At 29.4% G+C, this 26,160-nt stretch carries 22 protein-coding genes, 1 other RNA gene and 1 pseudogene; 13 read left to right on the forward strand and 11 right to left on the reverse strand.

All coding sequences use genetic code 11. The annotated features are described in order from the left end of the window. Positions 1 to 23 precede the first annotated feature (23 nt). The 6 genes from AJN69_RS08770 (at position 24) to mnmA (ending at position 4,573) form a co-directional block, all read left to right on the forward strand. A complete protein-coding gene (locus AJN69_RS08770; RefSeq protein WP_186820429.1) occupies positions 24 to 659 on the forward strand; it encodes a hypothetical protein in 636 nt (211 codons plus the stop codon). A gap of 13 nt (positions 660 to 672) precedes the next feature. Continuing rightward, positions 673 to 1,461, forward strand: coding sequence for a hypothetical protein (locus AJN69_RS08775; RefSeq protein ID WP_044780772.1), 789 nt, complete (start codon positions 673 to 675; stop codon positions 1,459 to 1,461). 90 nt (positions 1,462 to 1,551) lie between these two features. Beyond that, complete coding sequence (locus AJN69_RS08780; protein ID WP_070290232.1) at positions 1,552 to 2,157, forward strand: bacteriocin; 606 nt, start codon at positions 1,552 to 1,554, stop codon at positions 2,155 to 2,157. Further along, positions 2,154 to 2,831, forward strand: a complete 678-nt coding sequence (locus tag AJN69_RS08785) for a hypothetical protein (RefSeq protein WP_070288092.1) — start codon at positions 2,154 to 2,156, stop codon at positions 2,829 to 2,831. The genes AJN69_RS08780 and AJN69_RS08785 overlap by 4 nt, the downstream gene beginning before the upstream one ends. Positions 2,832 to 2,951: 120 nt before the next feature. Continuing rightward, positions 2,952 to 3,557, forward strand: a complete 606-nt coding sequence (locus AJN69_RS08790) for a TIGR00730 family Rossman fold protein (protein ID WP_002860897.1) — start codon at positions 2,952 to 2,954, stop codon at positions 3,555 to 3,557. Beyond that, positions 3,557 to 4,573 carry a tRNA 2-thiouridine(34) synthase MnmA gene (gene mnmA / locus AJN69_RS08795; RefSeq protein ID WP_070288095.1) on the forward strand — a complete coding sequence of 339 codons (1,017 nt, stop codon included), beginning with the start codon at positions 3,557 to 3,559 and terminating at the stop codon, positions 4,571 to 4,573. Before AJN69_RS08790 ends, mnmA begins: the two co-directional genes overlap by 1 nt. A gap of 27 nt (positions 4,574 to 4,600) precedes the next feature. On the opposite strand, the pseudogene AJN69_RS08800 reads toward mnmA, so the two are convergent. Beyond that, positions 4,601 to 6,395: pseudogene (locus tag AJN69_RS08800) on the reverse strand (DASS family sodium-coupled anion symporter). A gap of 189 nt (positions 6,396 to 6,584) precedes the next feature. Next, positions 6,585 to 6,682, reverse strand: an RNA gene (ffs, locus tag AJN69_RS08810) — signal recognition particle sRNA small type. Positions 6,683 to 6,873: 191 nt separating this feature from the next. Here ffs and AJN69_RS08815 point away from each other — a divergent pair. Then, positions 6,874 to 7,551, forward strand: a complete 678-nt coding sequence (locus AJN69_RS08815; RefSeq protein ID WP_002860894.1) for a hemerythrin family protein — start codon at positions 6,874 to 6,876, stop codon at positions 7,549 to 7,551. Positions 7,552 to 7,553: 2 nt separating this feature from the next. Next, positions 7,554 to 9,425, forward strand: a complete 1,872-nt coding sequence (locus tag AJN69_RS08820; protein ID WP_070288135.1) for a flagellar assembly protein A — start codon at positions 7,554 to 7,556, stop codon at positions 9,423 to 9,425. Between the two features lie 3 nt (positions 9,426 to 9,428). On the opposite strand, the gene AJN69_RS08825 is transcribed toward AJN69_RS08820, so the two are convergent. The 4 genes from AJN69_RS08825 to AJN69_RS08840 are packed head-to-tail and all read right to left on the reverse strand — an operon-like array spanning position 9,429 to position 14,218. Then, a complete protein-coding gene (locus tag AJN69_RS08825; protein ID WP_070288101.1) occupies positions 9,429 to 11,066 on the reverse strand; it encodes a flagellar hook-basal body complex protein in 1,638 nt (545 codons plus the stop codon). A 3-nt stretch (positions 11,067 to 11,069) separates the two neighbouring features. Further along, complete coding sequence (locus AJN69_RS08830) at positions 11,070 to 11,948, reverse strand: flagellar basal body rod modification protein (protein ID WP_096637118.1); 879 nt, start codon at positions 11,946 to 11,948, stop codon at positions 11,070 to 11,072. Between the two features lie 58 nt (positions 11,949 to 12,006). After that, the gene (locus tag AJN69_RS08835; RefSeq protein WP_079860924.1) at positions 12,007 to 13,878 is read right to left on the reverse strand and encodes a flagellar hook-length control protein FliK; all 1,872 of its coding nucleotides are present in this window, start codon (positions 13,876 to 13,878) and stop codon (positions 12,007 to 12,009) included. Positions 13,879 to 13,894: 16 nt separating this feature from the next. Further along, positions 13,895 to 14,218, reverse strand: a complete 324-nt coding sequence (locus AJN69_RS08840) for a hypothetical protein (RefSeq protein ID WP_070288104.1) — start codon at positions 14,216 to 14,218, stop codon at positions 13,895 to 13,897. Positions 14,219 to 14,352: 134 nt separating this feature from the next. On the opposite strand from AJN69_RS08840, the gene typA reads away from it, so the two are divergent. The 3 genes from typA to AJN69_RS08855 all read left to right on the forward strand — a co-directional run bounded on the left by typA (position 14,353) and on the right by AJN69_RS08855 (position 18,029). After that, positions 14,353 to 16,161: a translational GTPase TypA gene (typA, locus tag AJN69_RS08845; protein WP_002799607.1), complete on the forward strand. Its 1,809-nt coding sequence runs from the start codon at positions 14,353 to 14,355 to the stop codon at positions 16,159 to 16,161. After that, on the forward strand, positions 16,161 to 16,808 hold the full coding sequence (locus AJN69_RS08850) for a hypothetical protein (RefSeq protein ID WP_002860888.1): 648 nt from the start codon (positions 16,161 to 16,163) through the stop codon (positions 16,806 to 16,808). Before typA ends, AJN69_RS08850 begins: the two co-directional genes overlap by 1 nt. 177 nt (positions 16,809 to 16,985) lie before the next feature. Beyond that, entirely contained in the window at positions 16,986 to 18,029 is a 1,044-nt protein-coding gene (locus AJN69_RS08855; RefSeq protein WP_002860887.1) for a c-type cytochrome, read from the forward strand. 23 nt (positions 18,030 to 18,052) lie between these two features. Here AJN69_RS08855 and AJN69_RS08860 read toward each other — a convergent pair whose 3' ends face one another. Then, positions 18,053 to 19,402, reverse strand: a complete 1,350-nt coding sequence (locus tag AJN69_RS08860; RefSeq protein WP_070281242.1) for a DUF2130 domain-containing protein — start codon at positions 19,400 to 19,402, stop codon at positions 18,053 to 18,055. A 102-nt stretch (positions 19,403 to 19,504) separates the two neighbouring features. Between AJN69_RS08860 and AJN69_RS08865 the strand changes: the two genes are divergently transcribed. Both AJN69_RS08865 and AJN69_RS08870 read left to right on the forward strand, forming a co-directional pair. Continuing rightward, positions 19,505 to 20,710 carry a multidrug effflux MFS transporter gene (locus AJN69_RS08865; protein WP_070288109.1) on the forward strand — a complete coding sequence of 402 codons (1,206 nt, stop codon included), beginning with the start codon at positions 19,505 to 19,507 and terminating at the stop codon, positions 20,708 to 20,710. Then, entirely contained in the window at positions 20,697 to 21,398 is a 702-nt protein-coding gene (locus tag AJN69_RS08870; protein WP_070261749.1) for an SIMPL domain-containing protein, read from the forward strand. The genes AJN69_RS08865 and AJN69_RS08870 overlap by 14 nt, the downstream gene beginning before the upstream one ends. A gap of 29 nt (positions 21,399 to 21,427) precedes the next feature. Here AJN69_RS08870 and AJN69_RS08875 read toward each other — a convergent pair whose 3' ends face one another. The 4 genes from AJN69_RS08875 to AJN69_RS08890 form a co-directional block, all read right to left on the reverse strand. Next, a complete protein-coding gene (locus tag AJN69_RS08875) occupies positions 21,428 to 23,491 on the reverse strand; it encodes a hypothetical protein (protein WP_315940583.1) in 2,064 nt (687 codons plus the stop codon). Between the two features lie 18 nt (positions 23,492 to 23,509). Continuing rightward, positions 23,510 to 24,787 (reverse strand): pentapeptide repeat-containing protein, encoded by a 1,278-nt coding sequence (locus AJN69_RS08880; RefSeq protein ID WP_070288111.1) that lies wholly within the window; start codon positions 24,785 to 24,787, stop codon positions 23,510 to 23,512. A gap of 88 nt (positions 24,788 to 24,875) precedes the next feature. Further along, positions 24,876 to 25,367 carry a hypothetical protein gene (locus AJN69_RS08885; RefSeq protein ID WP_070288114.1) on the reverse strand — a complete coding sequence of 164 codons (492 nt, stop codon included), beginning with the start codon at positions 25,365 to 25,367 and terminating at the stop codon, positions 24,876 to 24,878. A 4-nt stretch (positions 25,368 to 25,371) separates the two neighbouring features. Next, positions 25,372 to 26,160, reverse strand: coding sequence for a hypothetical protein (locus tag AJN69_RS08890; RefSeq protein ID WP_070288118.1), 789 nt, complete (start codon positions 26,158 to 26,160; stop codon positions 25,372 to 25,374).

Raw genomic sequence — 26,160 nt, forward strand, 5'->3', positions numbered from 1 at the left:
AAATAATTAAATAAGGAGAAATTATGCTTAAAAAATTAGCAAGTTCATTGATTTTAGGTTCTTTGTTAGCTAGTTCTGCTTTTGCTGGGGATTTTTTAGCTAAAGTTAGTAATGGTGCTTTAAGTGATAATTCTCAAGGGGTTAAAGCTCTTAATTTAGATGAGATGAAACAAATTAAGGGTGGGTATATAACCTATTTAAAACGACTTAGTGATAATGAAGTTATAGCCTTTGCCAAACCTGATTGGAATTTGGAATTAACTTTATTTCAAGATAGTAACGGAGATCAATATTATTGGAATAGAGAAGGACTTGTTCGATTTGGTGGAATGTGCGGTATAGAAACTACAAATTGTTTGGTTAATGGTAAGCATTCCTATATCAATCAAAAAAGACTTTGGGAAACTATGAGTATAGTGGGCGATGACCCTTATCGTAACTTTCTTGGATATACTGTGAAAAGAAATATTGGTATTTCTAATTTAGGGAAAAGATTTGTGTATTTTTCTTATGGAGTGGCTGTAATCAACGAACAATCAGGTTCTTGGTATAGAGTAAAATCAAGTCCTGTTTTGAATAATTACAGAGTAGTTAAGGAAATCAGTTCAAACTATAAAGACTTTTTAGAAAGATATCTTGGTGGGTATTCTATCAAGTAAAGAGGAAAAACTAATGATAAATAGTCTAAACTCAAATTTAAACTATGATTATAACACTTCAAATTTTAAACAAGATAAAAATATTGATTTTAAAATCAACAAACACGGAGTAGCCGTTATAACAGGAGAAGGTGCTTTGCCTTATCGTGGAAAAAAATTTGAGTATAATCCTAAAATATTCGGACTTGATGAAAGTATTAGCAAAAAAGATATGCAAGAATTTAACAACTTTATGAAGTCAAATGCTTTAAAAGACCCCAATAAAATAGAAAAATCCCCTTTAAAAGATTTTAATCCTGCTTATACAAAATGGGACCCAACTACGGAGAAAATGATGTTAGGTTTTTTTGTTTCTTATTCTAAGATGTTTCATTTGGGCTACGACATCATCAAAAAAGCCGATGAATTTTATAAAGAATTTGACGCACTTATAAGTAAAGATTTAAGCTTAAATGAGTTTAAAACTAAATACATAGATTTTAAGCAAAGACACGATGAATTTGTGAAAGAATACGAAATGGCTATGGGTGATAAAATGTTGCTTTCTAGTGATGATGAAATTATCACTCAACAAAGTGAAAAACCCTTCAAAGCCATTCAAGGCGAAAGTAAAAACAAAGAAACTTACAAAGATGATAGCACAAGAAACGAACTTGTAAAAAAACTATTAGAAGGTAAATTTAGCACTAGTAAAGAATTAGAACTTCTTTTTGGTATGAAATTTAGCGATGATGATACAGGAGAATTTAACAAAATTATTTCTCAAAATACTGCACAAAAAAGTATAGATATTAAAGCTTGATAATGCAAAAAGGGCAAAAAGAATTAATAAAATACTTACAGAGAAAACAAAAAATTGATATAACAATTTAAATCACATTAAGGAGAAATTATGCTTAAAAAATTAGCAAGTTCATTGATTTTAGGTTCTTTGTTAGCTAGTTCTGCTTTTGCTGGGGATTTTTTAGCTAAAGTTAGTAATGGTGCTTTAAGTGATAATTCTCAAGGGGTTAAAGCTCTTAATTTAGATGAGATGAAACAAATTAAGGGTGGGTATCAAGTTGTGTTCTTACATAATGGAACTCAATGGAATCCAGCAGATGAACTATATGCCATAGCAAAATACACTGAAGGAGAATTGCAATATATGGCAAACTACCTTCAAGGCAATGCAAACGCTCCACAAGGGCTTTGTGGTATAGATCAAACATCTTGCTCAAATCCTAGTAAAAATAGATTTACAGCATTTTTACAAGTAACACAAAATTCTCTCTCTATCCTTCCTGTATATACAGTTAAAAGACAAGTAAAAGTTTCTGATTTAGGAAAACCTTATGTTCTTTTCACTTATGGAGTTGGAGCATATGATACACAAAATCAGCAAATGTATAAATTTAATTCTAGCCCTATGTTAAATAATAATATGATTATTAAAGAAATGGCAAACAAATGCAAAGGGCAAATGGAGTCTGCTCTTGGAGGGTGGTATGCAAGATGATTACTTTAAGTTCTTTTAATAGATATTTTGGAAATAATCCTCTACAGACACTTACTAAAATTAGAGATGAAAGTATCGAAAATGGAAATCCTGAGCTTACAAAAGAAGCAAGAGAAAAACTTGGTAATAGTTTTATAAATATGTATAAGGATTATGTGAAACTAAGCGATAAAGTAGAATTGGTTGAAGGATCAATAGAAGATAAACTTAGGAAAAATGAATTTTCAGAATCTGAGGTTAAAAGCTTATTTAAATGGATAGATGAAAATACAAAATCACCCCATTGGATGGAAGTTGATGGGGTGAGTTATGATGAAGCTTATATTAAAGTTTTTCATACAAGTAAAAATATAGACGAATTTAAAACAAAATATCTTGAGCTTCAACAAAAATATTTAGTCGATTTTAGAAATATTAATTCATCGCAAAAAAATTCAGAAGAAAACAAAGAAGAAGCTTTTAAACCTATACAAGCAGAAAGTAAAAACAAAGAAACTTACAAAGATGATAGCACAAGAAACGAGCTTGTAAAAAAACTATTAGAAGGTAAATTTAACATAAGTAAAGAATTAGAACTTCTTTTTGGTGTGAAATTTAGTGATGATGATGCAGGAGAATTTAACAAAATCCTTTCTTCAAATTCTGCACCAAAAAGTATAGATATTAAGGCTTAAAGATTTAAAAGTCTTTAAATTCCTAATCTTAATAAAATAAACCTATTAAAACTTATATAATAAAGAACTTATTATAAATTTTTAGCTAGAATGGAATTTATTTTAACTAAAGGTTGAAAAATGAATGAAAAAATAAGCCAAGATTTAGAAAAATTTGCTAACATACCAAACCTAAAAAATGCCGTAACTTTTTTTGGTTCAGCAAGACTTAAAGAAGATAATTTTTATTATCAGCAGGCTAAAATTTTGGCACAAAAATGTGTTCAAAATGGTTTTTGTGTGATAAGTGGTGGAGGAGGAGGCATTATGCGTGCAGCCAACGAAGGTGCTTTTTCACAAAAAAATAATACAAATTCAATGAGTTCTGTAGGGTTTAATATATTTTTACCTCACGAGCAAAAACTTAATGATTTTGTAGAATATAATATTACTTTTGAGAGCTTAGCCATACGCAAAATGGCTCTTATTGAAAAGAGTCTAGCTTTTGTGATCTTCCCAGGCGGCTTTGGAACACTTGATGAATTGTGTGAAATTCTTACATTAAAACAACTGGAATTTAAAAAAGATGTTCCTATTATTTTGTTTGGGGGTGAATTTTGGCGAGGTTTTGATGAGTTCGTCAGAAATTCTTTGCTCAAACTTGAAGTGATTTCTAAAGGAGATGAGTTAAAGTATAAAATCACTGACGACTTGAATTTTATAATTAATACTTTAAAGGAAATTTAATGAAAATTCTAGTCGCTATGAGCGGTGGAGTTGATAGTACAGTCACTGCTTATAAACTTAAAAATTTAGGTCATGAAGTTATAGGTTGTTATATGAAGCTTCATGGCAAACCAAATTACCACGAAGAAAATATCAAAAAAGTAGAAAAAGTTGCAAATTTTTTACAAATTCCTTATCATATTTTAGACTTACAAGAAGATTTTAAAAACAAAGTTTATATGCCTTTTGTAGATACTTATAAAGAGGGTAAAACACCAAATCCTTGCGCTTTATGTAACCGTTTTATCAAACTTGGAAAACTTTTAGAATTTGCTAAAAGTTTAGGTTGTGAAAAACTTGCCACGGGGCATTATGCAAGACTTGAAAACAACTTAATAAAAACCGCAGTAGATGAAAGCAAGGATCAAAGCTATTTTTTAGCCAGTGCAGATAAAGAAGCTTTAAAATATCTTATTTTTCCGCTAGGCGAAATGAAAAAAGAAGATGTGAAAAAATTTGCTTCCACTATAGAGGTTTTAAAATCTTTTGCCACTCAAAAGGAAAGTTCTGAAATTTGCTTTGTTGAAGATACTTATGTGCAAGTTTTAGATCAGTTTATGGATACAAAAATTCCTGGAGAAGTATTAGATAGCAGCGGAAAAGTAGTAGGCAAACATGAGGGCTATATGCACTATACTATAGGCAAAAGAAGAGGCTTTGAAGTGCATGGGGCACATGAACCACATTTTGTTTTAAAAATCAATCCTAAGCAAAATCAAATCATCGTAGGAACCAAAGAAGAACTTAAAATCAGTGAATTTAAGCTAAAAAATATCAATCTTTTTATAGATGCTAAAGAGCTTGATTGCGAAGTAAAAATCCGCTATCGTTCAAAATCTACACCTTGCAAGGTAGAAATTTATGAAGATAAAAGTGCAAAAATCACTCTAAAAAATCCTGTTTATGGACTTGCTAGCGGACAAATGGCAGTCTTTTATGATTATGATAAAGTCATAGCAAGCGGTTTTATAGAATAATTTCTAGGAATTAATTCCTAGAAATTATTAATAAAATCCTAAAATTTTCCACCAAATAAGTCCAACAGCTATCATCACTACTATATCAACTATGGAAATCACAAAACCTAAACTCCACCATTTTTTAAGAGTTACATAGCCTGTTCCAAAAATAACAGGAGCTGTTCCTGTTGCATAGTGAGTTAATGCCATCATAACATTACCTGAAGCTATCATAATAAAAGCATAAAGAAGTGGTGGTGTTCCTAAGGCAAGCCCTGCGCTATAAAAAACAAAAAACATTGCTGATATATGAGCTGTAGTAGAAGCAAAGAAATAGTGCGTATATAAAAAAGCAAGGCTTAAAAATATCATAATAGAAATTTCCCCAAGTCCCATAGCAGAAGCAAATTCACCTAAAGCTTCAGCTAAAAACTGAGTAACACCAAGTTTGCCAAGCAAAGTTGCCATCATTACAAGAGCTGAAAACCATACTAAAGTATTCCAAGCAGCTTTTTCAGCCAAAACTTCCCCAAAAGTTAAAACTCCACTAATCAACACCAAAGACAACCCAAGCAAAGCCACACTAGTCGCATCAAGAGAAATTCCAAAAAGCAAACCAAAAGTCCCAGCCCATAAAAGCAAAAGCAAGACAAAAACACTGAGCATGATTTTTTCACTATTTTTCATTTTTCCAAGTTCTTTCAATTTATCTTTAGCAAAAGTGGAAGCATTAGGCGTGGATTTAATTTCTGGTGGAGAGAGAAAATAAAGCACCAAAGGCATCAAAAGCATAGCAGCTATACCAGGTAAAAACATTCCTAAAGCCCATTGCCCCCAAGTTAAATGCACTTCTAAATTTGTAGCTTGTGCTATAAGATCAACCACCAAAGGATTTGGAGCTGTAGCTGTAATAAACATAGCTGATGAAATAGGATTAGCTTGATAATTTACCAAAGAAAGATAAGTGCCTATTTTATTTTGCGTTCCATCTTCAGGAGTGGATTTAAAACTTCTTGCAATAGCTTGAACTATAGGATTTATGATAGCCCCTGCTCTTGCAGTATTTGAAGGAGTAACTGGAGCTAAAATGGTTTCACAAAAAGCTATAGAATAAGCAATACCTAAGGTTTTTTTACCAAAAATACTGATAAAATGATAAGCCAAACGCTCTCCAAGTCCTGTTTTAATAACTCCACGAGCCACAATAATAGAAATCACTATAAGCCAAATAAGAGAATTTGAAAAACCACTTAAAGCATCTTTTATACCTGTTTTAGATTTTAAATTTGATATAGCAGTATTTACCTTTTCATCTATACTCTTTTGAGATAAAAAATCAAGTGCTAAAGTATTTAAAGCTGAAATTTTAGTCTCATCAATAAGTTGTTGCGTAGAAGTTTTTGAAGTAGCCTTGGTGTAAATTTTACTTAGATTTTCAATCTGGTAATTTATATCTGTGCTTGATTTTAAAATTTCATTAACTTTTGCTTTTAAATTTCTACTTATATTAGCATTGATTAAAGCCTGCAAAATAGTGGCTTCAACTGCCTCATCCATAGTTGTTTTATAGATATTAGAATTATCTCTTAAAACAATTCCCTCAAGAGTTTTTATATGTGTAGCACGCACAGAACTTTGGGTAGTGAGCTATTATGGCAATAGCTACCATACAAACAGCCCCCAAAGGCATTACTTGTAAAATCACTGCCATAATCACAGCAATAAAAAGCCCAAGAAAATGCCAAGAATTATCTTCCAAACCTACAGGAGTAGGTATAAGCCAAAACACAGCTGCAATTAAAATACACAGCACCAACAAGGGAATTTTCTTTCTATCCATTGTTTATCCTTTGATATTGGTAATGTAATTTGCAATGCTTAAATTCTAGTTAACTAATATTTTAATAAATCTTAAAATTATAATTTTTAAATAAATTTTTAATTTATTGTTACAAATATACATAATTTTTACTTTATAAAGAAGCTAGTCTAATTGAAAAATAAATAGGGAATTTTAAATGAAGAAAACCCTTCCCCAGATAACTGCGGCACACACTAAAATCAAGTGCTCTGCTGTGTTCCCACCCTGAAGCGGTGCTTAAAAATAGCATTGCACAGGTCTAAGAAAAGGCAAAGAAATTATATCATAATATACTTAAAAAGTGTTGAGCTATAAAAACTAAATATAAAAATGTATAAATATGTAACAAATTGGTTATATTTTATATAAATTTTTAAATTTAATTTGCAAAATTATTGTTTTTTTCAAGGAAATACGATTATATAGATATATTATATAAAATTTTTAAGGAAAAATCATGGAAATCAAATGGAGTAAAGATTTTAGCATTAAAAACATACAATTAGATAAACAACACGAACTAATTTTTGAAATTGCTGAAATTGCAAACGATTTAGCTTTAAAAATTCAAGATAATGATGTGCAACACAAAAATGATTTAAAACAAATTCTTACAAAGTTATTCCAATATGTAAAAATTCATTTCAAAGATGAAGAAAAATTTATGGAAAGCATTGATTTTCCTTTGATTGAAGAACATAGAAAATCTCATCAAATATTATTAAAAAAGACTAAAGAACTTTTAGAACACTCAAATGATATTGTTAAAATGTCATTTGAACTTTCAACATTGACCAAAGATTGGATTTTAGATCATTTTGCTATTGAAGATTTATGGATAGCTAACTTCACAAAAAAAGCTCTACATCTTCAAGAGATTCATTATAATCTAGAGCAATACATAAAATTAAAATCGATTAGGCAAGATTTAAAGACTGAAAAAACCTATGATTATATTTGCAACTGTTATTTGCGTACTCATGCAGTTCCACAAACCATACACGAAGAACTTGTTAGCAAAGAAAATACTTTAAAATGTGAAAAATGTGGACAAATTTTAGTGCATTTAGATCATATTGATTTAAATCAAAATTATGAAATGTTAAATCATATCCTCGAAAACATAGGAGTGTAATGATGAGCTATGAAATAAAAACTTTAGAAACTTTCAATCCTTTTGAAAGTTTAAAATATGAACAAGCCAGCACAGATCAAATTCTTGATTTTAGAATTATAGATTTTAAACTTCTGTGTTCTAATATAAAACCAGCAAAAACAAAAACTTATGAAAGAAAGGATTTTGACTTATTTTATGCGGATGATTTTTTTGTAAAAAATTACAATACCATGGTGCAAAAATTTCTTATAGAAATTTATCCAAAAACACAAAAAAACTGTTTCGTGGTTAAGCTTAAATCTAATCCTAGTTTAACTTATCTTAAGGCCAATATTAATTTTTTGGATAATTTTAAATACTATCCAAATTTAAAATTTGACATTTTACAAAATATTTATAAAGTAATGATCAAACAAAAATTTTTAATCTTAAGACTTGATAAAAATTTATTTGACAAGATTGATGATTTTATCTTATCAATACAAAAAAGTCCATCTATTAAAGAAATAGAGCTTGAAATTGCCAAAGGTGTAGATAAGATTGAACATAAAAGTGATGAAATTATTTATCATAGAGATGTTAACGAAGAATGTTTTGACGAAAATATTAACTATGATGAAGGAAACTACTGTAAACCTATTGAAAAAAATGAGCTACTTTTTGAATACATTTATAGAATTCTTGGAAAAGAAGGACGAAATTTAAGAGGAGAAATCCTTCATTTAAATCCAATAGCTTTTTTTGATAATCCTTTTATCATAAAAGATGAAAGCATTTATACAGAAGAACTAGAAGATAGAATTAAATATTTTAGTGCAAATTATGGATTTTTAAATAAAGACCGATCAGGATATAGTGTTACAAATAATTTAAAATTATCACAAGTAGGACTTAAAACAACCGGTTCAATCAAAACAAATACTGATGAAAATATAAACTTAGAAATCACTAATTTTGATATAAATGATGATGCTGTTAAATCAGGTATTGTAAATGTTCAAGCTTCAGACATAAAAGTAAATGGAAGCATTGGAGCGACAAAACTTTATGGAAGAAATATCAGCATCAAAGGCCTAACTCATGCAAAAAGCGAAATTTTTGCACAAGATATTTTTATTACAACACACAAAGGAACTTTGCAAGCTGATACTGTGTATATAAAAAATTTAGAAAACGGGATAGTTATAGCCAAAAATGTATTTGTTGAAAACTGCATGGGTGGAAAAATAGAAGCAGAAAATATTTATATTTGCAATTTATTAGCAGATAATATCTTATATCCCAAAAAAAATCTAATCATAACAAATAATATAAAATTTAAAAATAATATTGTAATTTCTCCACTAGATTTTATTAACAATAAATCAAACTCAGAAACTGAAAATCTTACAAATTTAAGCCTTAAAACAAAGAGTAAACTTAATAATATCATAAGTCAAATGCAAAATTACTATGATTATCTAATCAAAAATCAAATCAAGATTATCAAACTTCAAAAAACTGAAAAACTTAATACTATAGATATGAAATTTTCAAATCTTTATCGTGATATCATAAAAAAATATAATCATCTTAGTGTCTTGTATAAAAAACTTATAAAATTAAAATATCATATTGACGCAAAGCTAAATTTTTTAGATGAAATGGTTTATAATGTAAAAATATACATAAAAGCTGAAAATATTGGAGAGGATAATTTTTTAAAATTTTATCCTAAAACAAACACCGAGCTTGAACTAAAGCATCAAATAAATTTAAAAGATTATGAAAAAGTTTTATACCTTGAAAAAGGGCAACAAGCAAGCTATATTAAATCAAGTCATGATTATAGTGAAAGCGATATAGAAGAAATTAAAATTATTTTTGAAAAACTAGAAAAAGATAATTCCTAAAAATTATCTTTTCATATTAATAGCCTTTTGTATCATTTGATCGCTTGTGGTAATGCTTTTTGAGCTTGCATCAAAGGCTTTTTGAGTTACTATAAGATTTGAAAGCTCTACGCTTAAATCAACATTAGATTGTTCTAAGAATCCGCCTTTAAATTTGGCTGTATTAACAATCTGTCCATTTTTCATAATAAAACTTGCTTCACCACTATTAGCTGTTGCAGCAAAGATATTATCGCCCATAGCAGCCAATCCTTGCTCATTGATAAAATTATATAAAGCAAGCTTTCCAACTATAGCATTTTTACCATTGCTAAATTGTGCTACAATACTTCCATCATCAGATATATCATATTGTTTAAAAAATCCTTCGGCTACACCATCTTGCTGTGTAACTACATTTTTTTCAACGCCTTCTTTAATATAAATCCCACTATAACCCGAACCAGGTTTATTAGCATCATAAGGAGAGCCTAAATCAATATTAATTGTTCCGCCATTTGGGTTTGCAATGCTTGTAATATTGTTTTGAAGCAAAGCACCATTTTTATCAAAAACCATATTTCCTTCAGTTGGATTGCCTACGGCATTGCCATTAGAATCATAAATTTGAGCAATGGCTTTATATTGTATATTATCGCCTTCTTGCGGCAAAACTCTTTCAAGCGTAACCCTTAAAGTACTTTTACTTCCATCTGCATTATAAATAGGGGATTCTAAAATATCTTTATTGGCTTTTTGTTGTTCTGTTGAAATTTGAGCTGTATCAAGCTTGATGCTATTTTCATCCAATCCTTTTAAATCAAGCTCATTGCTTTTAAAATTAAGATTTTCATCTAAAGTTGCTTCAAAGCTTTTTTTTACGCCATTATCGTCAGTGAAATTTAAAATGATCCTATCACCCACTTTAGCACTAAACACATCTTCTTTGCTAACACTACCGCTAACTACATATTTTCCATCTTCGGTTTTTGTAATGTTAAATTTACCAGGATCAAGATCTACTTTGACCACTTCTGTTGTTGTGTTAGTATTTAAACTTCCACTCCATTTTACATTTTGAGTTACTTGAGGAGGTAAATACATATTCACAGGTACTTTAATAGCCCCTTGAGAAGCAGTTGTGCCTATACCGAAAGAATTATTTGAATTTACGGTAAAACCATTATTTACCGGAGTTCCTGTGTTAAGATAATCCCCCATAAGCCCCGCAACCCTATCGCTATAGTTGATACCGGTAAAAGCAGGGTTCATTGTTCCTAAAACAAAATTTCCATAAGAATCTACCAAATATCCATTTGCATCTCTTTTAAACGATCCATTTCTAGTATAGTAAGCATTACCATCCGCTCCCAAAACCCCAAAAAATCCTTTTCCTTGTAAAGCCACATCAAATTCGCTATCGCTTGCCACAAGAGAACCTTGCTCAAAAACCACATTAGAAGAAGCTGATCCTGAGCCATATCCACCTTGAGCAGGATTAGTTGATTGAGTGGTTATAGTGCTATAAAAAACATCTTTAAATTGAGCATCAGAATACTTAAAACCTGTAGTATTAACATTAGCTATATTATTTGCATAAATATCAATACCAAAACTATTTGTTTTAACTCCAGAAATTCCATTATAAAATGAATTTATCATGGCTTATGCCTTTTCCTCTTTATCACCATCTTCTGTAGATCCAGAATTAGAAGAATCTCCATCACTTGAGTCTCCACTTGAACTATCTCCAACGGAAGTTGAAGATGAACCAAGTTTATAATCACTAATTTCACCAATATCATCAAAACTTACATATTGACCACCCATTTTTGCATAAGCAATCCCATCAACAAATTTAATACCCTCTATAGGATAAGTTCCATAATTTGCAGTTATTTTTTCCCCGTTTTTATTATTATAAACCACTTTAACACTATACTCTCCATCCCCAGCATAAACACCATCATTATTTCTACCAGGCCACTCTAATGTAAATAAACCTTTTGATACTTCTTTTCCCTCATTACTTTTTTCACTAAATACCAACTTATTATTTTTATCATAAACCTCTAAGGTAATTCCTTTATCATCCGAATCTTCGGGCAAATACATTTTTAATGCAATAACCTCATCTGCGCCTGTTAATTTGACTTTGTTTTCATTTACCGTAGCCATTTTTCCTATAGCTCCCACTGCTGCAGTACTCATGCTCGTGCTAAAAGAATTGGAAAGTTTTTCCATAGTTTCAACCATTTTTTGCATAGTTGTATTGGTATTTTGTTGCATTTCAAGTGCACTAAGCTGTGAGGTTTGTGTAAGCATTTTATCACTATCCATAGGATCTGTTGGATCTTGATGTTGAAGCTCTATCAAAAGAAGTTTTAAAAACGCATCTTTGTCTAAAGTAGCATTTGGATTACTAACCACACCAGAGCTATTACTACTAGATGAATTATCCACTTTCGTATCCTTGTTGCTTGTTTGGTTAGTATTAGCAGTATTTGTCCAGTTAAGATTGCTATTCCAATTTGTTGTCGCCATGATAAAATCCTTTTTTTACATTCAGTCTTTTTTAATTAAAAGCAATAAGTGTTCCAACTTAGAAATACTTCGCTAAAACAAGCTCTAGATTGACTTTTTCACTTTCATTTTTTCCATCTAAAGCATCTTTAAAACCATATCCGCTACGATTTTTTCCTTGATTTTGATTTTGCTCTCTTTTACCTTGATCACTAAAATTCATTTCAAGTCCAGTAAATCCCATATTTACAAGAGAATTTTTAAACTCGACTTGATTTTGGATAAACAAATTCATTGCATTGGTATTGGAGTTGAAATTGATATGGAGGTTATTACCTCTTTGTATCAAAGTTACTTCCACTTCTCCAAGATTATTAGGATTTAGAGTGATACTAAGTTTAGTGATAGGCGCTTTATATTGATCTACAGCCTCTTTTAAATCTTGTGAAAAATACTGCAAAGTCTCTTTAGGCGTGATATTGCGAGCATTGTTTTGTGTTACTTTACTTAAATCTTTGACTAAAGAATTTAAGTCATCTAAATTATTTTTATCTACATTTTCACTGTGCGTTTTTGTTTGCTCTTGAGTAAAAGTTTCTTTATTGGTATTGTTGCTAAAATTAGCATTATTCTCTTTGTTTTGAACTGCTTGAGTTTTATTTAAATTTTCAAAATTTAATTTTTGATCAAAGAAATTCTGTTTTATATCTTTATTTTCTTTGTTGTTTTTAGGCTCTTTATTTAAACTAAAATCTTTTTGTGTTAAATTTGAAACTAAATTCTGAGCATCTTTGACAATTTCTTGATTTGAATTTTTATCAAGATTTAAATTTTGATTATTGTTCTTTAAATTTTTATTCTGATCTTGTATATTCTCTTGATTTAAATTGTTTTTTTCTTGATTTTTATTTAACTCTTTATTAAAATCTTTGTTTAAGTCTTTGTTTAAGTCTTTGCTTTCTTTATTTAGGTTGTTTAATTCTTTTTCATCTTTTTTTATTTGCTCATTATTTTTTGCATCTTTTGTGTTATCTTTATTTAAATTATCTTGGTTTTTTTTATCTTTTATATTCAACTCTTCTGTTAAATTTTTTGCAAACTCATCATTTTTGATATTTTTTAAAGTATTTTTAGCATCTGTGGTATCTTCTTCTATTTTTGATTTAACTTTATCATTTTTTTCGTGTTTGCTTTCTTTGGATGAAAGCATGGAATCTAAATTTTTTAAAGTTTGAGAAAGCAAAGAACCGCTATCTTTAGAATTTGTTTTTTGCGTAGAATGAGTGCTTGTAGTATGAGTTGTATTTTGTAAATTGTGATTTAAATTTTTACTCATATTGGAAATTTTATTATTGATGATTTCTTTAAAAACATTATCCACAGCACCTTTAAAAAAATCAGCCTTATCTAAATTTGGAAAAGTTGCTTTAAGATCAAGAAGACGATCTACTTTAATATTTTTTACATTTAAGCCCAGATCTTTAGCTATATCCAAAAGCTCACTAAGATTTGATGCGCCTTTTAAAGCATTAAAATTAGCCTCTGTTTTGATAAGACTTGAAAGTTGAGTAGAAAGATTTGCCAGTTTAACATCTGCTGTATCTGTTTTTAGCTTATCCAACAAAGAAAGAATTTGCATAAAAGAAGCAGATTCGAAAATGCTTATCTTATCACTCTCATCAAAAGCTCCTTTTTGAAGTCTGTTCATCGCTTCATTAACAACTTCTTTTTGACTGATCTTCATATGATCAGGTAAAAATTCATTGGTTTCATCGATAGAATTAAGCAAAGAATTTAAAAAACTCTCCGTATCATCTTTAGTTGAATTTTTGCTATCGCTACTTTCATGTTCCTTATTTTTACTGGTTTTGCTAAAAGAACTGCTAGTAGTAGAAGTTTTACTCGGCGTAAGATTTAAAACATCATTTTGTGGAGCTAAATTTGACATCACTTTTCCTTCAAAAAAATTATTTTAAAAATTTATCTACCATTACATTAGGAAATTTTTCTTTCAAATAAGAATCTTCATATACTTTAATCATCTTATCTTCATTTAAAGCAGTTAAGATATTTAAAAGCTCTTCTAAATTTTTAGCATTTAAAATTTTCTCTAAATTTTCTTCATTTTCTAAAATTTCTGTAAGCTCGCTTGAAATTCTTGCCATTTTTTCGTTTTCATCTAATCTAAAAGTTTCTAAAAGTTCTAAAACTTGAAGCAAAACTTCATTTTTTCTCTCAGCTAAATCACTTTTAAATTCAACAAAAATCTCTTCATTTAATGGTTTTGACATTTTAACTTCCTTTTTAAAATTTTAATTTCATAAGTTTTTGAAGCAAGAAGTGTTCCAAGTTTTGATACTTTGTAGTTTAAGTTAAATTTTTGTATAATCTAAGCTTTTAAAAATTTAGCTTTGGAGAAGAAAATTTGGAAAACATTAGAAATATAGCAGTTATAGCTCACGTTGACCATGGTAAAACCACTATGGTAGATGAATTGTTAAAACAATCAGGCACCTTTAGCGAAAGAGAACAAATTTCAGAACGCGTTATGGATAGCAACGATATAGAAAAAGAACGCGGCATTACCATACTTTCAAAAAATACAGCAATCAATTACAAAGGTACAAAAATCAACATCATAGATACTCCAGGGCATGCTGATTTTGGCGGAGAAGTAGAACGCGTTTTAAAAATGATTGATGGAGTTTTGCTTTTAGTAGATGCTCAAGAAGGCGTTATGCCACAAACTAAATTCGTGGTTAAAAAAGCTTTATCTTTAGGGCTTAAACCTATAGTTGTAATCAACAAAATCGACAAACCAGCTGCTGATCCTGAAAGAGTGATCAATGAAATTTTTGATCTTTTTGTAGCCCTAGATGCAAACGATGAGCAACTTGACTTTGCTATAGTTTATGCTGCAGCAAAAAATGGTTATGCTAAGCTTGATCTAAACGATGAAAGCGATAATATGGAGCCACTTTTTAAAACCATACTTGAACGCGTTCCAGCACCAAGTGGCACAAATGATAATCCTTTACAACTTCAAGTTTTCACTTTAGGATATGATAATTTCGTAGGTAAAATAGGCATTGCTAGAATTTTCAATGGGGTTGTGAAGAAAAACCAAAGCGTAATGCTTGCAAAAGCTGATGGCACCAAAGTAAATGGTAGAATTTCAAAACTCATTGGCTTTATGGGCTTAGAAAAAATGGATATTGAAGAAGCAGGAAGTGGAGATATCGTAGCTATAGCAGGTTTTGAAGCTTTAGATGTGGGCGATAGCGTTGTAGATCCAAACAATCCTATGCCACTTGATCCTTTACACATTGAAGAGCCGACTTTAAGTATAGTATTTTCTGTAAATGATGGCCCATTAGCAGGAACTGAAGGAAAACATGTAACTTCAAATAAAATCGCTGAGCGCTTAGAAGCTGAAATGAAAACTAATATTGCTATGAAATACGAAAGCACAGGCGAAGGTAAATTTAAAGTAAGCGGTAGGGGTGAACTTCAAATCACTATTTTAGCTGAAAATATGCGTCGTGAAGGTTTTGAGTTTTGCATGGGAAGACCTGAAGTTATCGTAAAGGTTGAAGATGGGGTTAAAACAGAACCTTTTGAACATTTAGTTATCGATGTACCTGAGGAATTTAGTGGTGCGGTAATAGAAAAACTTGGCAAAAGAAAAGCTGAAATGAAAACTATGGCACCAACAGGCGATGGACAAACAAGACTTGAGTTTGAAATTCCAGCACGCGGACTTATAGGTTTTAGAAGCCAGTTTTTAACCGATACCAAAGGCGAAGGCGTGATGAATCATAGTTTTTTAGAATTCCGTCCTTTTAGTGGTGCGGTTGAAAAGCGTAACAATGGAGCGTTAATTTCTATGGAAAATGGCGTGGCTTTGGGGTATTCTTTGTTTAACCTTCAAGAGCGTGGAGTGCTTTTCATAGAGCCTCAAACTAAAGTTTATACTGGTATGATTATAGGTGAGCACTCTCGTCCAAATGATTTAGATGTTAATCCTATCAAAGGAAAGAATCTTACCAATGTAAGAGCGAGTGGAAGCGATGATGCAATCAAACTTGTACCACCTAGAAAATTAAGCCTTGAAAGAGCTTTAGAGTGGATAGAAGAAGATGAACTTGTAGAAGTTACGCCTGTAAATGTGCGTGTTCGCAAACGCTATCTTGATCCAACTCAAAGAAAAAGAATGGAAAAAGCAAAATCTTAATGGATTTAAAAAGCTTAGAAAATAATAGACTTTATATACTTAAACGCTTAGGAATCTTAAAATTCCTAAGCATTATCGAAGCCTTACTTGTAGGTTTTTTAGCCTTTGTTTTTATAAGAGATGCCTTAATCGCAGTAATTTTAGCTGTTTTTGTAGGTGTTTTTTTCTTTCGTTTTACAGCCAAAAAACTAAAACTCGCACAAAAAGAATTACAAATTGATGCTTTAAATTTGTTTTTGCGTCGTTTTGGGGCGAAATTTAAAAAGCAAAGTTTAAGCCAAAAAGACTTTTTAAAACTAGGACTTACAAAGGATTTGAAAGAATTTAAAAGTCAAAACTGCTTTGAATTTAAGGATTTTAAAATTTATGATATTCAGTTTTTGGACGAAAACAAACGCTTTTTTTGCGGAATTTTACTCGAAATTTTAAGTGCAAACAAAAATCCTAGCTTTGAAAACGAAGACCAAATTTATATCAAACTTAAAGATAAAAATTTCACTTTAAATCATATCTTTTCTAAAGAAAATCATTATCTTATCGCTACTTTAAGCAATCCTTTCTTTATAGATATAAAAAAAGATTTAGAAAACAATTTCAAAAATTTAGAAGAAAATCTAAACTCTATAAAAAACAAACTATTTAAATAATTAACATAAAGTTAATATCATAAAATTTTAATAAATATTAATTATATACTTTAAAAATATATTACTTTTAGTAACACTTTAAAATTTAATTTTATTTAAATTATTCTTATTATGCTTAATATTTAAGAAAAAATACACTAAAATCAATTTGAACTGCAAATAAAAAGGAGGAAAATCATGAAAAAACACATTTTATTGCTTGGTTTATGTCTTAGTTTGAGTCTTAGTGCTAAAAGCGTGAGTGATTACAAAGTAGGAGAAGAATTAAGCGACAAGGAAGGAGTAGAGTATTTTAAGGAACTTTCCAAAAGACCTGTGCAAGAATGGCCAAATAAAAATTTAAGCATCAATGATGTTCCAAAAGGCAAGCAAGGGGATTTAATCCGTTATGGCATAGAGCTTTTAAGCAAGACAGAAAGTACTCTAGGACCCTATAGCAAGCTAAAAAAGACAAGCAACGAAGTAAACTGTATTTCCTGTCACATGGACAATGACGGCAATGGTTTACCAGGGACAAAAAAATATGTTATTCCATTTTTAAATGTCCTAAACAATTATCCAAGACTTGATATAGAAACGATGAAAATCATCTCTGTTGAAGATAGAATTCGCGGAATGGGCGGAACTGACTCTCATAGATTTCCTAATGATTCTAAAGAAATGAAAGCAATTTTAGCTTATTTTAAATGGCTAAAAGAAGCTTATGGTATCAAAGACGGCGTAAAGCTTGAAGGAGATTTTTTCGCTAAGATGAATTTTCCAAATCGCCCAGCTGACCCTGTGCGTGGAAAAAAACTCTTTGAAGAAAATTGCGTTGCTTGCCATGGCGAAAGAGGACTTGGGGTAAAAAATGATAATTACGAACAAGGTAGCGGACATTTATATCCATCTTTACTTATCTATCCTGATGGTGGACACATGGCTATGATACCATTTTTAGCAAGATTTTTAAAATCAGCCATGCCTTTTGGTGCGAGTGCAGATAATCCTATATTAAGCGATGAAGATGCACTAGATATAGCAGCTTATGTCAATACAGGTTTTGTAAGAATGCCTATAACCACTACAGAAAATCGTGCAGGACTTGATACAGCTTATAGCAAATCCCCATCATTAAAACCTGAGTATTTTGCCTCACCGCAACAAAATTTAGACCCTAAAGAATACATAAAAGTAAAATACGGACCTTGGAAAAATCCAAATCACTTCCCAGGAGAATGATTAATTTTGGGCTAAGCCCAAAATTAATCCTCATCTTTTGCTAAATTTTCAAGACTTTTAATCCCTTCTTCGCCTATCAAATTTCCACCTTGTAAGTCGCTAAATATCGCATTTAAAGAACTCACTATGGCAGTGGAATTAAAACTTAGATTTTCTATAGCTCTTTCTCTTTTTTTCCATATATTTTGCAAAGCCCTTTTTTCAGCTTCTAACTCTTCTTTCATATTTTGGTAAGTTTTGAGTATAAAAGTGATTTGCGTGTTAAATTCCTTAGAATTTAAGTATTCGTATAAAATGTGATTTTTTTCATCTTTGTTTTGCAAGGCATTTTTGAGTTTGTAAGCGTTTATAATGCTTTCTCTAAGCACTGCTAAAACACCTTTGAATTCATTAAAAGTACAGATCAAAATTCCTTCTTTAAAATGCGTTTTTTCTTTATCTTTTGGCATAGTTTTTGTAATCAAAACCGCTATATCACTTTTTGCGGCTATACTGTCTAGTTTAAGTTTATCAAGCCATTCTTTATTAAATTCTTTAGTGCGTTTGCTCTCATACAAAATACTTCCACAAATATTTCCAAAATTATCCTTTACTATATGCAGACAATCAGCTCCATTTACGCCCTTTGGCACTTCTTTTACTTCATCGCTTAAATACTCACTTTGTATGTATTCTTCTATGAGTAGTTCGGCTGCTTCGCCTTGGAGTTGCTGTGAGCCTTGTTCTATCCTGCGTTGTGCGTCTTCTAACTTTTGGGCTACACTTTTAAAATTCGTTTCTAGCTCTTTGTATTTAAGATCTTGCTCTTGAGTGCTTTTTTGAAATTCAAGACGCATTTTTTCTCTTTCAAATTCCAAATTTTTGCTTTCTTGTTCTTTAAATTCTTTAAAAGCCTCTTCTTTGGCTTGAAATTTCAGTCTTTCTTCATTTTCTTTTTGCTCTCTTTTGAGTTTTTCATTTTCAGCCTTTATGCTTAAAAACTCGCTAAGCTCTTTGCTTTTTTTCTCGAGTTCTTCTTGCATGATTTTCATTTCATTTTCATGCTCTTTGTTAAATTTCTCGCTGAATTCTTTTTGGAAATTTTGCTTTTGCGTGAGAAGTTCTTGTTCAAATTTTTGCTTTTCTAAAAGAAGCTTTTGGCTTACTTGCTCGCTTATGAGTTTTTCTTGTTCTATCTTTTGAGTTTTTAAATCATTTAAAGCTTTGGTGTATTCAGCTCTTTTAGCATTTACCTCATCATCAAATTCTTTTTTTTGTTTTAGCATTTCTTGCTTAGCTTTATCTAAAATTTGAGCATATAAAGCAGTGCTGATATCGATAAAACTTCCACAACTTGGGCATTTGATTTGTTCATTTTGGTTTAAATTTTGCATAAAATTTCCTTAGAATTTTTCCCTAAATTTAACATAGAAAAACAAAGATTATTCTAAGATTGACTTGTTAAAATCATTCTTTTAAAATAATTAGGATTACAAATGCAAAAACACACCAAAATTCACGGCTTTGCTAAATTTAAACTCATCGTTATCCTTGCTTTGATGTCAAGCATAGCACCGCTTTCTACAGATATGTATTTGCCTGCACTTTCTCATGTGGAGCAAAGTTTTCAAACTAATTCTTTTTTAACCCAACTTAGTATCGCAAGTTTTTTTATCGCTTTTGCCTTAGGACAGCTTATATATGGTCCTTTAAGTGATATTTTTGGGCGTAAAATTCCAGCTTTGGTAGGGATATTTTTCTTCATCGTTTCGAGTTTGTTTTGTGTGATTATCGATGATATTTATGCTTTTATCGCTTTGAGATTTTTTGAAGCACTTGGGGGTTGTGCAGGTGTGGTTATCGCAAGGGCTATTGTCAATGACTTGTTTGAGATCAAAGAAGCTGCAGGGATTTTTGCTTTGATGATGGTTTTTAGTTCTCTTGCTCCTATGCTTTCACCAACTTTTGGGGGATTTTTGTTAGAGTATTTTTCATGGCATAGTATTTTTGCGACTTTGTTTGCTTTGGGAATTTTGCTTTTTTTGATGATACTTTTTGGTTTAAAAGAGTCCGCACCTCATCTTAAAAACAAAAAATTTTCCCATCATGAAGCGATGAAAAGCTACAAATTTGTTTTAAGCGATAAACGCTTTTTAGTTTATATACTATGTGCTTCTTTTGCTTTGGCGGCGATGTTTGCTTATATCACAGGATCAAGCTTTGTTTTTACGCAGTTTTTTAGCTTAAGTGAGCAAAAATTTGCCTTGCTTTTTGGGGCAAATGCTTTAGGTTTTGTCATCTGTGCAAATATCAATGCAAGATTGGTTTTAAAATACGAAAGCGAAAAAATTTTGGCAAAAGCTTTGATGATAATGTTTATATCGACCGTGATTTTACTTGTAAATGCCTTTTTTCATCCAAATTTCTTGCTTTTTGAACTTAGTATTTTTACAAGTATCGCTATGCTTGGTTTCATCGCACCCAATACCACGACTTTGGCTATGGCAAGGTTTAAAGAACATAGCGGAACTGCTTCTGCGGTGCTTGGAACGGTGCAATTTGGTTTTGCAGGGCTTATTTCTTTTGTGGTTGGGGCTATTAACGCAAATACGCCGATAATCCTTGCTTTTGTAATGTGTGCTTGTGTGTTGGTTGCTAATGGAGTGTATTTTTTAACTAGGAGAAAAAATGAAAACAAATAATATCTTTATGGCTTTAGCCATAGTTTTGGCAAGTTTGATTCTAGCTTTTGGATTTAACAAGGCTTTAAGTGATTTTAAAACACTTGAAAGAAGTGTAAGCGTAAAGGGTTTAAGCCAAAAAGAAGTCGAAGCGGATACTTTGATACTTCCTATAAAATTCACAAGATCAAATAACAATCTTACAAATTTATACGAAGAACTAGAACAAGATAAAGAAAATATCATCAAATTTTTAGAAAAACAAGGCGTAAAAGAAGATGAGATCAGCTACAATTCGCCAAATATCATAGATCGTTTAAGCGATCCTTATAGCAACGACACTCAAGCTACATACCGATACATAGGCACTGCAAATTTACTCATCTATACGCAAAATGTAAAGCTTGGAAAAAGCATACTAGAAAACATTTCAAGTCTTGCAAAATTTGGCATAGTAACGAAAATCGATAATTATGACATAGAATACCTTTATACTAAACTCAATGAGATAAAACCTCAAATGATAGAAGAAGCAACGCTCAATGCTAGAAATGCAGCGATAAAATTCGCACAAGATTCAAACAGCCATCTAGGCAAGATAAAAAAGGCTTCTCAAGGACAATTTAGCATCAATAACAGAGATAAAAACACCCCTTATATCAAAACCATAAGAGTGGTTTCTACTATAGAATACTACTTAAAAGACTGATGATAAAATTTCAAGCTAAGCTTTAAGGCTTAGCTTGGCACTATGGAATTTTTTCGTGCGGTTTTTTGGAGTGAGAAAAGGACTAAAGCTAAAAGTATGGTATATAGTATGTTTAGCACTATTAAACTTGGGTAATTAAAAAATTTATCAGATTCGTTTGCGATTTTTCCTATTAAAGGGTGAATTACATTAGGTTGTTTTATGAGCATTATAATAAATCCTATATATGAAAAGATAAGCACCACATATCTACCAAAAAACAAAGATTTGGTATAAACTAAACAAATATATAAACTAACAAACAAAGTATTTATAAGTAGCGAATATTCAAAGTCTTTACCTAAATTTAAAAAAAATCCAAATAATGAAAATAACACATAAAAAACACAAGGGATAAACAATATAATAATTAAACTTTCTACCAAAAATCCTAAATCTAATAATATTATCTTTAATGCTAAAGAAAGTTTTACAAAAATTTCTTTTTTAAAGATTTTTAGCAACCATTTTCTTATATGAGACAAAAATTGAAAAATTTTTAAAATATTCAAAAAAGATTCAATAGAAATTTTATCCATCTTATACAATATCAAAATACCCCCAATGACTATACAAATACCAACTCCGATATTAAAACAAAACTTAAATTTATCAAAAAATCCAAATAAAGTTAAAATCGCTCTTGTATCTTCTAGTTTATCATCGTGAAGCCAAGTAAAACCAAAAACAAACAAAGCATACAAAGCAATTAATAATATAAGATTATTAAAAACTTTTAAAAAGTCTGTATGATGATCGCAAAGCTTTCTATAAAATCCTAAAAGTAAAAAATCCACAAAATCCCGAATTCTCGAAATATTTTTTTCTAAATTTGTCATATTTTTTACATTCTCACCTTTTTTATCCCAATTTTGTTTTAGCTCTATCTCTTTACAATAAAGCTCGTATTTATGAAAATTTGAAGCGTCTAAAAGATTATTATCTTTTATCAAAGCACTTTTAAAAATCCTAAAAGAATCTCTAAAATCATTTGCAAATTTATCTAAAGGTTTTTTATTTTCTTTTTCTTTTATATCTTTATTGAAATTTTCATATTCTTGTTTGATTTGTTTTTTTAAGTCATCAAATACAAAATTTGAAGTTATATTTAAAGCATTAAAATTACCTTTTAAAACTACTTGAGAAAAATTCGGAATCTTATGAAACTTTACTCCATAAAAACAAGCTATATCATCAAATTCACACTCGTGAAAATCAGCATAACTATAAAATTCAGAATTATTAAAATAAGCATTATCTTCAAAATGGGCATTTGAAAAATTTAATTTAATATTTTCATTGTTTTTGTTTCCAAAAACAGAATCCATAAAATAACATCTATTTTTAAATTTATTTTTCCACAAATTTATTTTTTCTATAGCACAGTTTTTTATAAAAAGATATCCTTCAAATTTGTTTTCTTGCAAATCTAAGGATGTAATTTTTTTACTTTGTTTATCGTAGCAATCTCGAAAAACTAAATGGCTTGAAAAGCGATTCTTGTATATTTGCACTTCGCTTTCGATATTGCATTGATTAAAAGTTAATGTTTTTTCAAAAATAATATTTGTTAATTTGATTAATCCTTTTTCAAAAGCACAATTGTAAAAATATAGATGGTTTTTAATTGTCTCTGTATTATCTTTTTTCACGCCTTTTGACTCATCTATATGTAAATCAATATTGTAATTATTAAAAATAACATTACACGGAATCTTCTTTACTTTATTATTATATAAAGATATATCTATTTTGCTATCTTCTTTGCCACAAACCAAATACCATTTTTCATCACTAGAAAATAAATCATCCCTTTGCCTAAAGTCTTCTTTTCCTTTTATTTTTTCTATTATTTCATTTGTTTCTTTATGACTTGGAGCAAATATATATCGTTTATCTATAGATAAAACTTTGGACAATTCGTCAATATCATTGGACAATTCGTCAATATCAGCAGTTTCTTTGCCATCACTTTCACTCTTATGATTTTGATGTGTTTCTTCACAACATTTTTCTAAGGTATTAAGTATTTTTTCAAGTGTTTCTTTTATCATTTTTCCTTCCTATCTTTTTTAACTTGGCACTATAGAATTTTTTCTAATTGTCTTTATAAAAGAAAATGCAACAAAACCAAAAATTATTGTATAAATTCCACCAAGCACACTAAGCGGATCTAACATAGCTCTTTTATCTGTAAAAATTCCCATAGCAGGGATAAGAATTTTTGGTGAAATCGCTAGAACCAAAAGAGTTATCACATAAGATATGATTATAAAAAATTCTCTCATGTATTTTAGGCATAAAGCAAATCCAACTAAACCCAAATAAATAAAAAATATCATAAAATTTACAAATATCATAAGTAAATAATTATCCTGTATGATAGAATTTATATGATGATTATAAAAATCCAATAAAAAATACCCATGTTCCAAAATAGGCTTATATCCAAGACTATAGTTAAAACCAACAACTATCGCAACGCTTGATATCACAAAAATTCCTATCGCTAAAATAAGCGAATTTAAACTTTGTAAAATATCCGTATGATGATCGCAAAGCTTGCGATAAAAGAAAAGTTGCCATCTATCAACTACATCTTTAAATGTTTTGCCTTTTTTATTTTTTAATTCTATTTCTTTGCAATAAAGCTCGTATTTATGAAAATTTGAAGCGTCTAAGGCATTGTTATCTTTTATCAAAGCGCTTTTAAAAGTCCTAAAAGAATCTCTAAAATCATTTGCAATTTCATCTAAAAGTTTTTTATCTTGCTCATTTTTTTCATTAAAATCTTTACACTCTTGTTTGATTTTTTCTTCTAAATTAGCAAAAGTAAAATTTAATTTTGTATTAACCATATTTAAATTTTCATTGAAAACTACTTGTGAAAAATTTAAACCTTTAAAAGTAGAATTATAAAAAGTTCCACTTTTTTCAAAATGGCTTTTTTTAAAACTAGCATAATTATAAAAATTTCTTTCAAAATTAGACGAATTACAAAATGTATTTGCCTCAAAATAAAAATTTTTATTAAAACTACAATGAGCTATAACCACATTGCTTTTAAATTTGATATTATATGAAATAACATTTTCTTCAAAAGTACAATCATAGATATAAACTGGATTTTCTATCTCGAAAAAACCAGGAACTTCGTTTATTTCACACAAAAATGTGCATTGAAAAAATGATAATTTATACTCATTAAATAATTTAAAACTAAAATTCTTTATAGTAGCATTATTGATTTGTATGGATTGTAATCTAGCATTATGGGCAACACATTTATCGTCTATTTTTAAATAATTAGCTAGTTCTAAAATCCCATCACCGGTTTGTGTATTTGTCATTTTTAACCTTTCATTTTTTTATTACATCATTTTAACTTGGCACTATGGAATTTTTTAAAAATCGTGTTTTAAAATAAACATATTTGAATTATTCTTTATCGTTTTTTGCTTGAATAACAAGAGCATTTAAAAAAACCTTGAGTAATAAAAAAATAAAAATAAAATTCTCAGCAAAAAATCCCAAAAAAAAGGAAAAAAGAATAAATGTTATGTTTTTATTTTCTAACTTCAGTGTTATTAAAATTAAAAAACAAAAAACAATAGTAATTAAAGCACAATATATAGCCAATCTAAAATATTCTTTTAAAGTATGAATTTGTCTTTGAGTTTTCTTTTTTGAGTCTTCGTTGTTTAATAATTTAATGTATCTTGATGAAAAAAGAATCGAAAGAGTGGTTAAATAAAAACCAAAACATATTGAAACAAAAGTAATTGCATTGCTAATAAAATTTTCTATAAGTTTTTCTATTTTGCTATATTCAAAATTTAAATAAAAATTACTTATAAAAACCAAAACAATAATTAAAGTAAAAGAAATAAATATTTTTCTTTTATCCTCATCATAAATGTTACCTAGCATAATTTTATCCTTGTTTAGAGTTAATTTTTCTTAAAACCATATCTTTAACTTTTTGTGCATCATAAATTCCATTTTCATCTAATTCTAAATTGAACTCGATTTTTTTTAAATAACTATCAAGATTAAAAATACTTTCTATACCATCATCGTTTTTGCCTATACATTTCATTTTTTCTATTTGATGATTATCTTTCATTTTCTGCACTTTTAATAAAAAATTTAAACTCTTAACGCTATCAAAAATACTTTTTTTGTTTATTTTTGTTTCCAATGAAAAACATTCTGTTGCTCCATATCCTAATTCATCTTCTACCATATTAAAAATATCTGATGTAAAAATATTTTTCTTAAATGTAAAAGAAATTTTTTCAATAGAAGTGATAGTTTCTACGAATTCTTCTGGCTTAATAAAATATTTTTTTATTAAAAAATTTTGTCCGAATTTTTCTTTTAAATAAAAAGATAAAAAATTTTGTTTGCGAAAATCTGACATATATAAAACAAGACTGCGTAAATCATAAATGCAAAAAAGTTGCTTGTTTAATTCTACCTGTTTCTTTTGTTTTGGATTTTTTCCAGATTTTTTAGTTTCTATATCAAAAACTTCATTAGAATACGGATTTATTTTTCCAAATCTAGCATATATCCAAAAAATATTTTGATTAATAATTTCACAATTAATAACATACTCTGTATTCTCATATGAAAATTGATCCTCGCAAATATTGTAAAAAATATTAAAATTATTAACCGTTTGCTCATTTACCAATAAATTACATTCTGCAAATTTCAT

It is taken from the genome of Campylobacter sp. BCW_4338 (genome assembly GCF_001763255.1).
GTDB classification, from domain to species: Bacteria; Campylobacterota; Campylobacteria; order Campylobacterales; family Campylobacteraceae; genus Campylobacter_D; species Campylobacter_D jejuni.

What these genes read in the sequence shown, in the direction of transcription:
- AJN69_RS08890 (WP_070288118.1), bottom strand. Translation starts at nt 26,160, where the DNA reads ATGAAATTTGCAGAATGTAATTTATTGGTAAATGAGCAAACGGTTAAT.
- AJN69_RS08840 (WP_070288104.1), bottom strand. Translation starts at nt 14,218, where the DNA reads ATGTCAAAACCATTAAATGAAGAGATTTTTGTTGAATTTAAAAGTGAT.
- AJN69_RS08860 (WP_070281242.1), bottom strand. Translation starts at nt 19,402, where the DNA reads ATGCAAAATTTAAACCAAAATGAACAAATCAAATGCCCAAGTTGTGGA.
- AJN69_RS08875 (WP_315940583.1), bottom strand. Translation starts at nt 23,491, where the DNA reads ATGATAAAAGAAACACTTGAAAAAATACTTAATACCTTAGAAAAATGT.
- AJN69_RS08870 (WP_070261749.1), top strand. Translation starts at nt 20,697, where the DNA reads ATGAAAACAAATAATATCTTTATGGCTTTAGCCATAGTTTTGGCAAGT.
- AJN69_RS08780 (WP_070290232.1), top strand. Translation starts at nt 1,552, where the DNA reads ATGCTTAAAAAATTAGCAAGTTCATTGATTTTAGGTTCTTTGTTAGCT.
- AJN69_RS08770 (WP_186820429.1), top strand. Translation starts at nt 24, where the DNA reads ATGCTTAAAAAATTAGCAAGTTCATTGATTTTAGGTTCTTTGTTAGCT.
- AJN69_RS08815 (WP_002860894.1), top strand. Translation starts at nt 6,874, where the DNA reads ATGGAAATCAAATGGAGTAAAGATTTTAGCATTAAAAACATACAATTA.
- AJN69_RS08825 (WP_070288101.1), bottom strand. Translation starts at nt 11,066, where the DNA reads ATGATAAATTCATTTTATAATGGAATTTCTGGAGTTAAAACAAATAGT.
- AJN69_RS08885 (WP_070288114.1), bottom strand. Translation starts at nt 25,367, where the DNA reads ATGCTAGGTAACATTTATGATGAGGATAAAAGAAAAATATTTATTTCT.
- AJN69_RS08880 (WP_070288111.1), bottom strand. Translation starts at nt 24,787, where the DNA reads ATGACAAATACACAAACCGGTGATGGGATTTTAGAACTAGCTAATTAT.
- AJN69_RS08855 (WP_002860887.1), top strand. Translation starts at nt 16,986, where the DNA reads ATGAAAAAACACATTTTATTGCTTGGTTTATGTCTTAGTTTGAGTCTT.
- mnmA (WP_070288095.1), top strand. Translation starts at nt 3,557, where the DNA reads ATGAAAATTCTAGTCGCTATGAGCGGTGGAGTTGATAGTACAGTCACT.
- AJN69_RS08830 (WP_096637118.1), bottom strand. Translation starts at nt 11,948, where the DNA reads ATGGCGACAACAAATTGGAATAGCAATCTTAACTGGACAAATACTGCT.
- AJN69_RS08850 (WP_002860888.1), top strand. Translation starts at nt 16,161, where the DNA reads ATGGATTTAAAAAGCTTAGAAAATAATAGACTTTATATACTTAAACGC.
- AJN69_RS08820 (WP_070288135.1), top strand. Translation starts at nt 7,554, where the DNA reads ATGAGCTATGAAATAAAAACTTTAGAAACTTTCAATCCTTTTGAAAGT.
- AJN69_RS08785 (WP_070288092.1), top strand. Translation starts at nt 2,154, where the DNA reads ATGATTACTTTAAGTTCTTTTAATAGATATTTTGGAAATAATCCTCTA.
- AJN69_RS08790 (WP_002860897.1), top strand. Translation starts at nt 2,952, where the DNA reads ATGAATGAAAAAATAAGCCAAGATTTAGAAAAATTTGCTAACATACCA.
- AJN69_RS08865 (WP_070288109.1), top strand. Translation starts at nt 19,505, where the DNA reads ATGCAAAAACACACCAAAATTCACGGCTTTGCTAAATTTAAACTCATC.
- AJN69_RS08775 (WP_044780772.1), top strand. Translation starts at nt 673, where the DNA reads ATGATAAATAGTCTAAACTCAAATTTAAACTATGATTATAACACTTCA.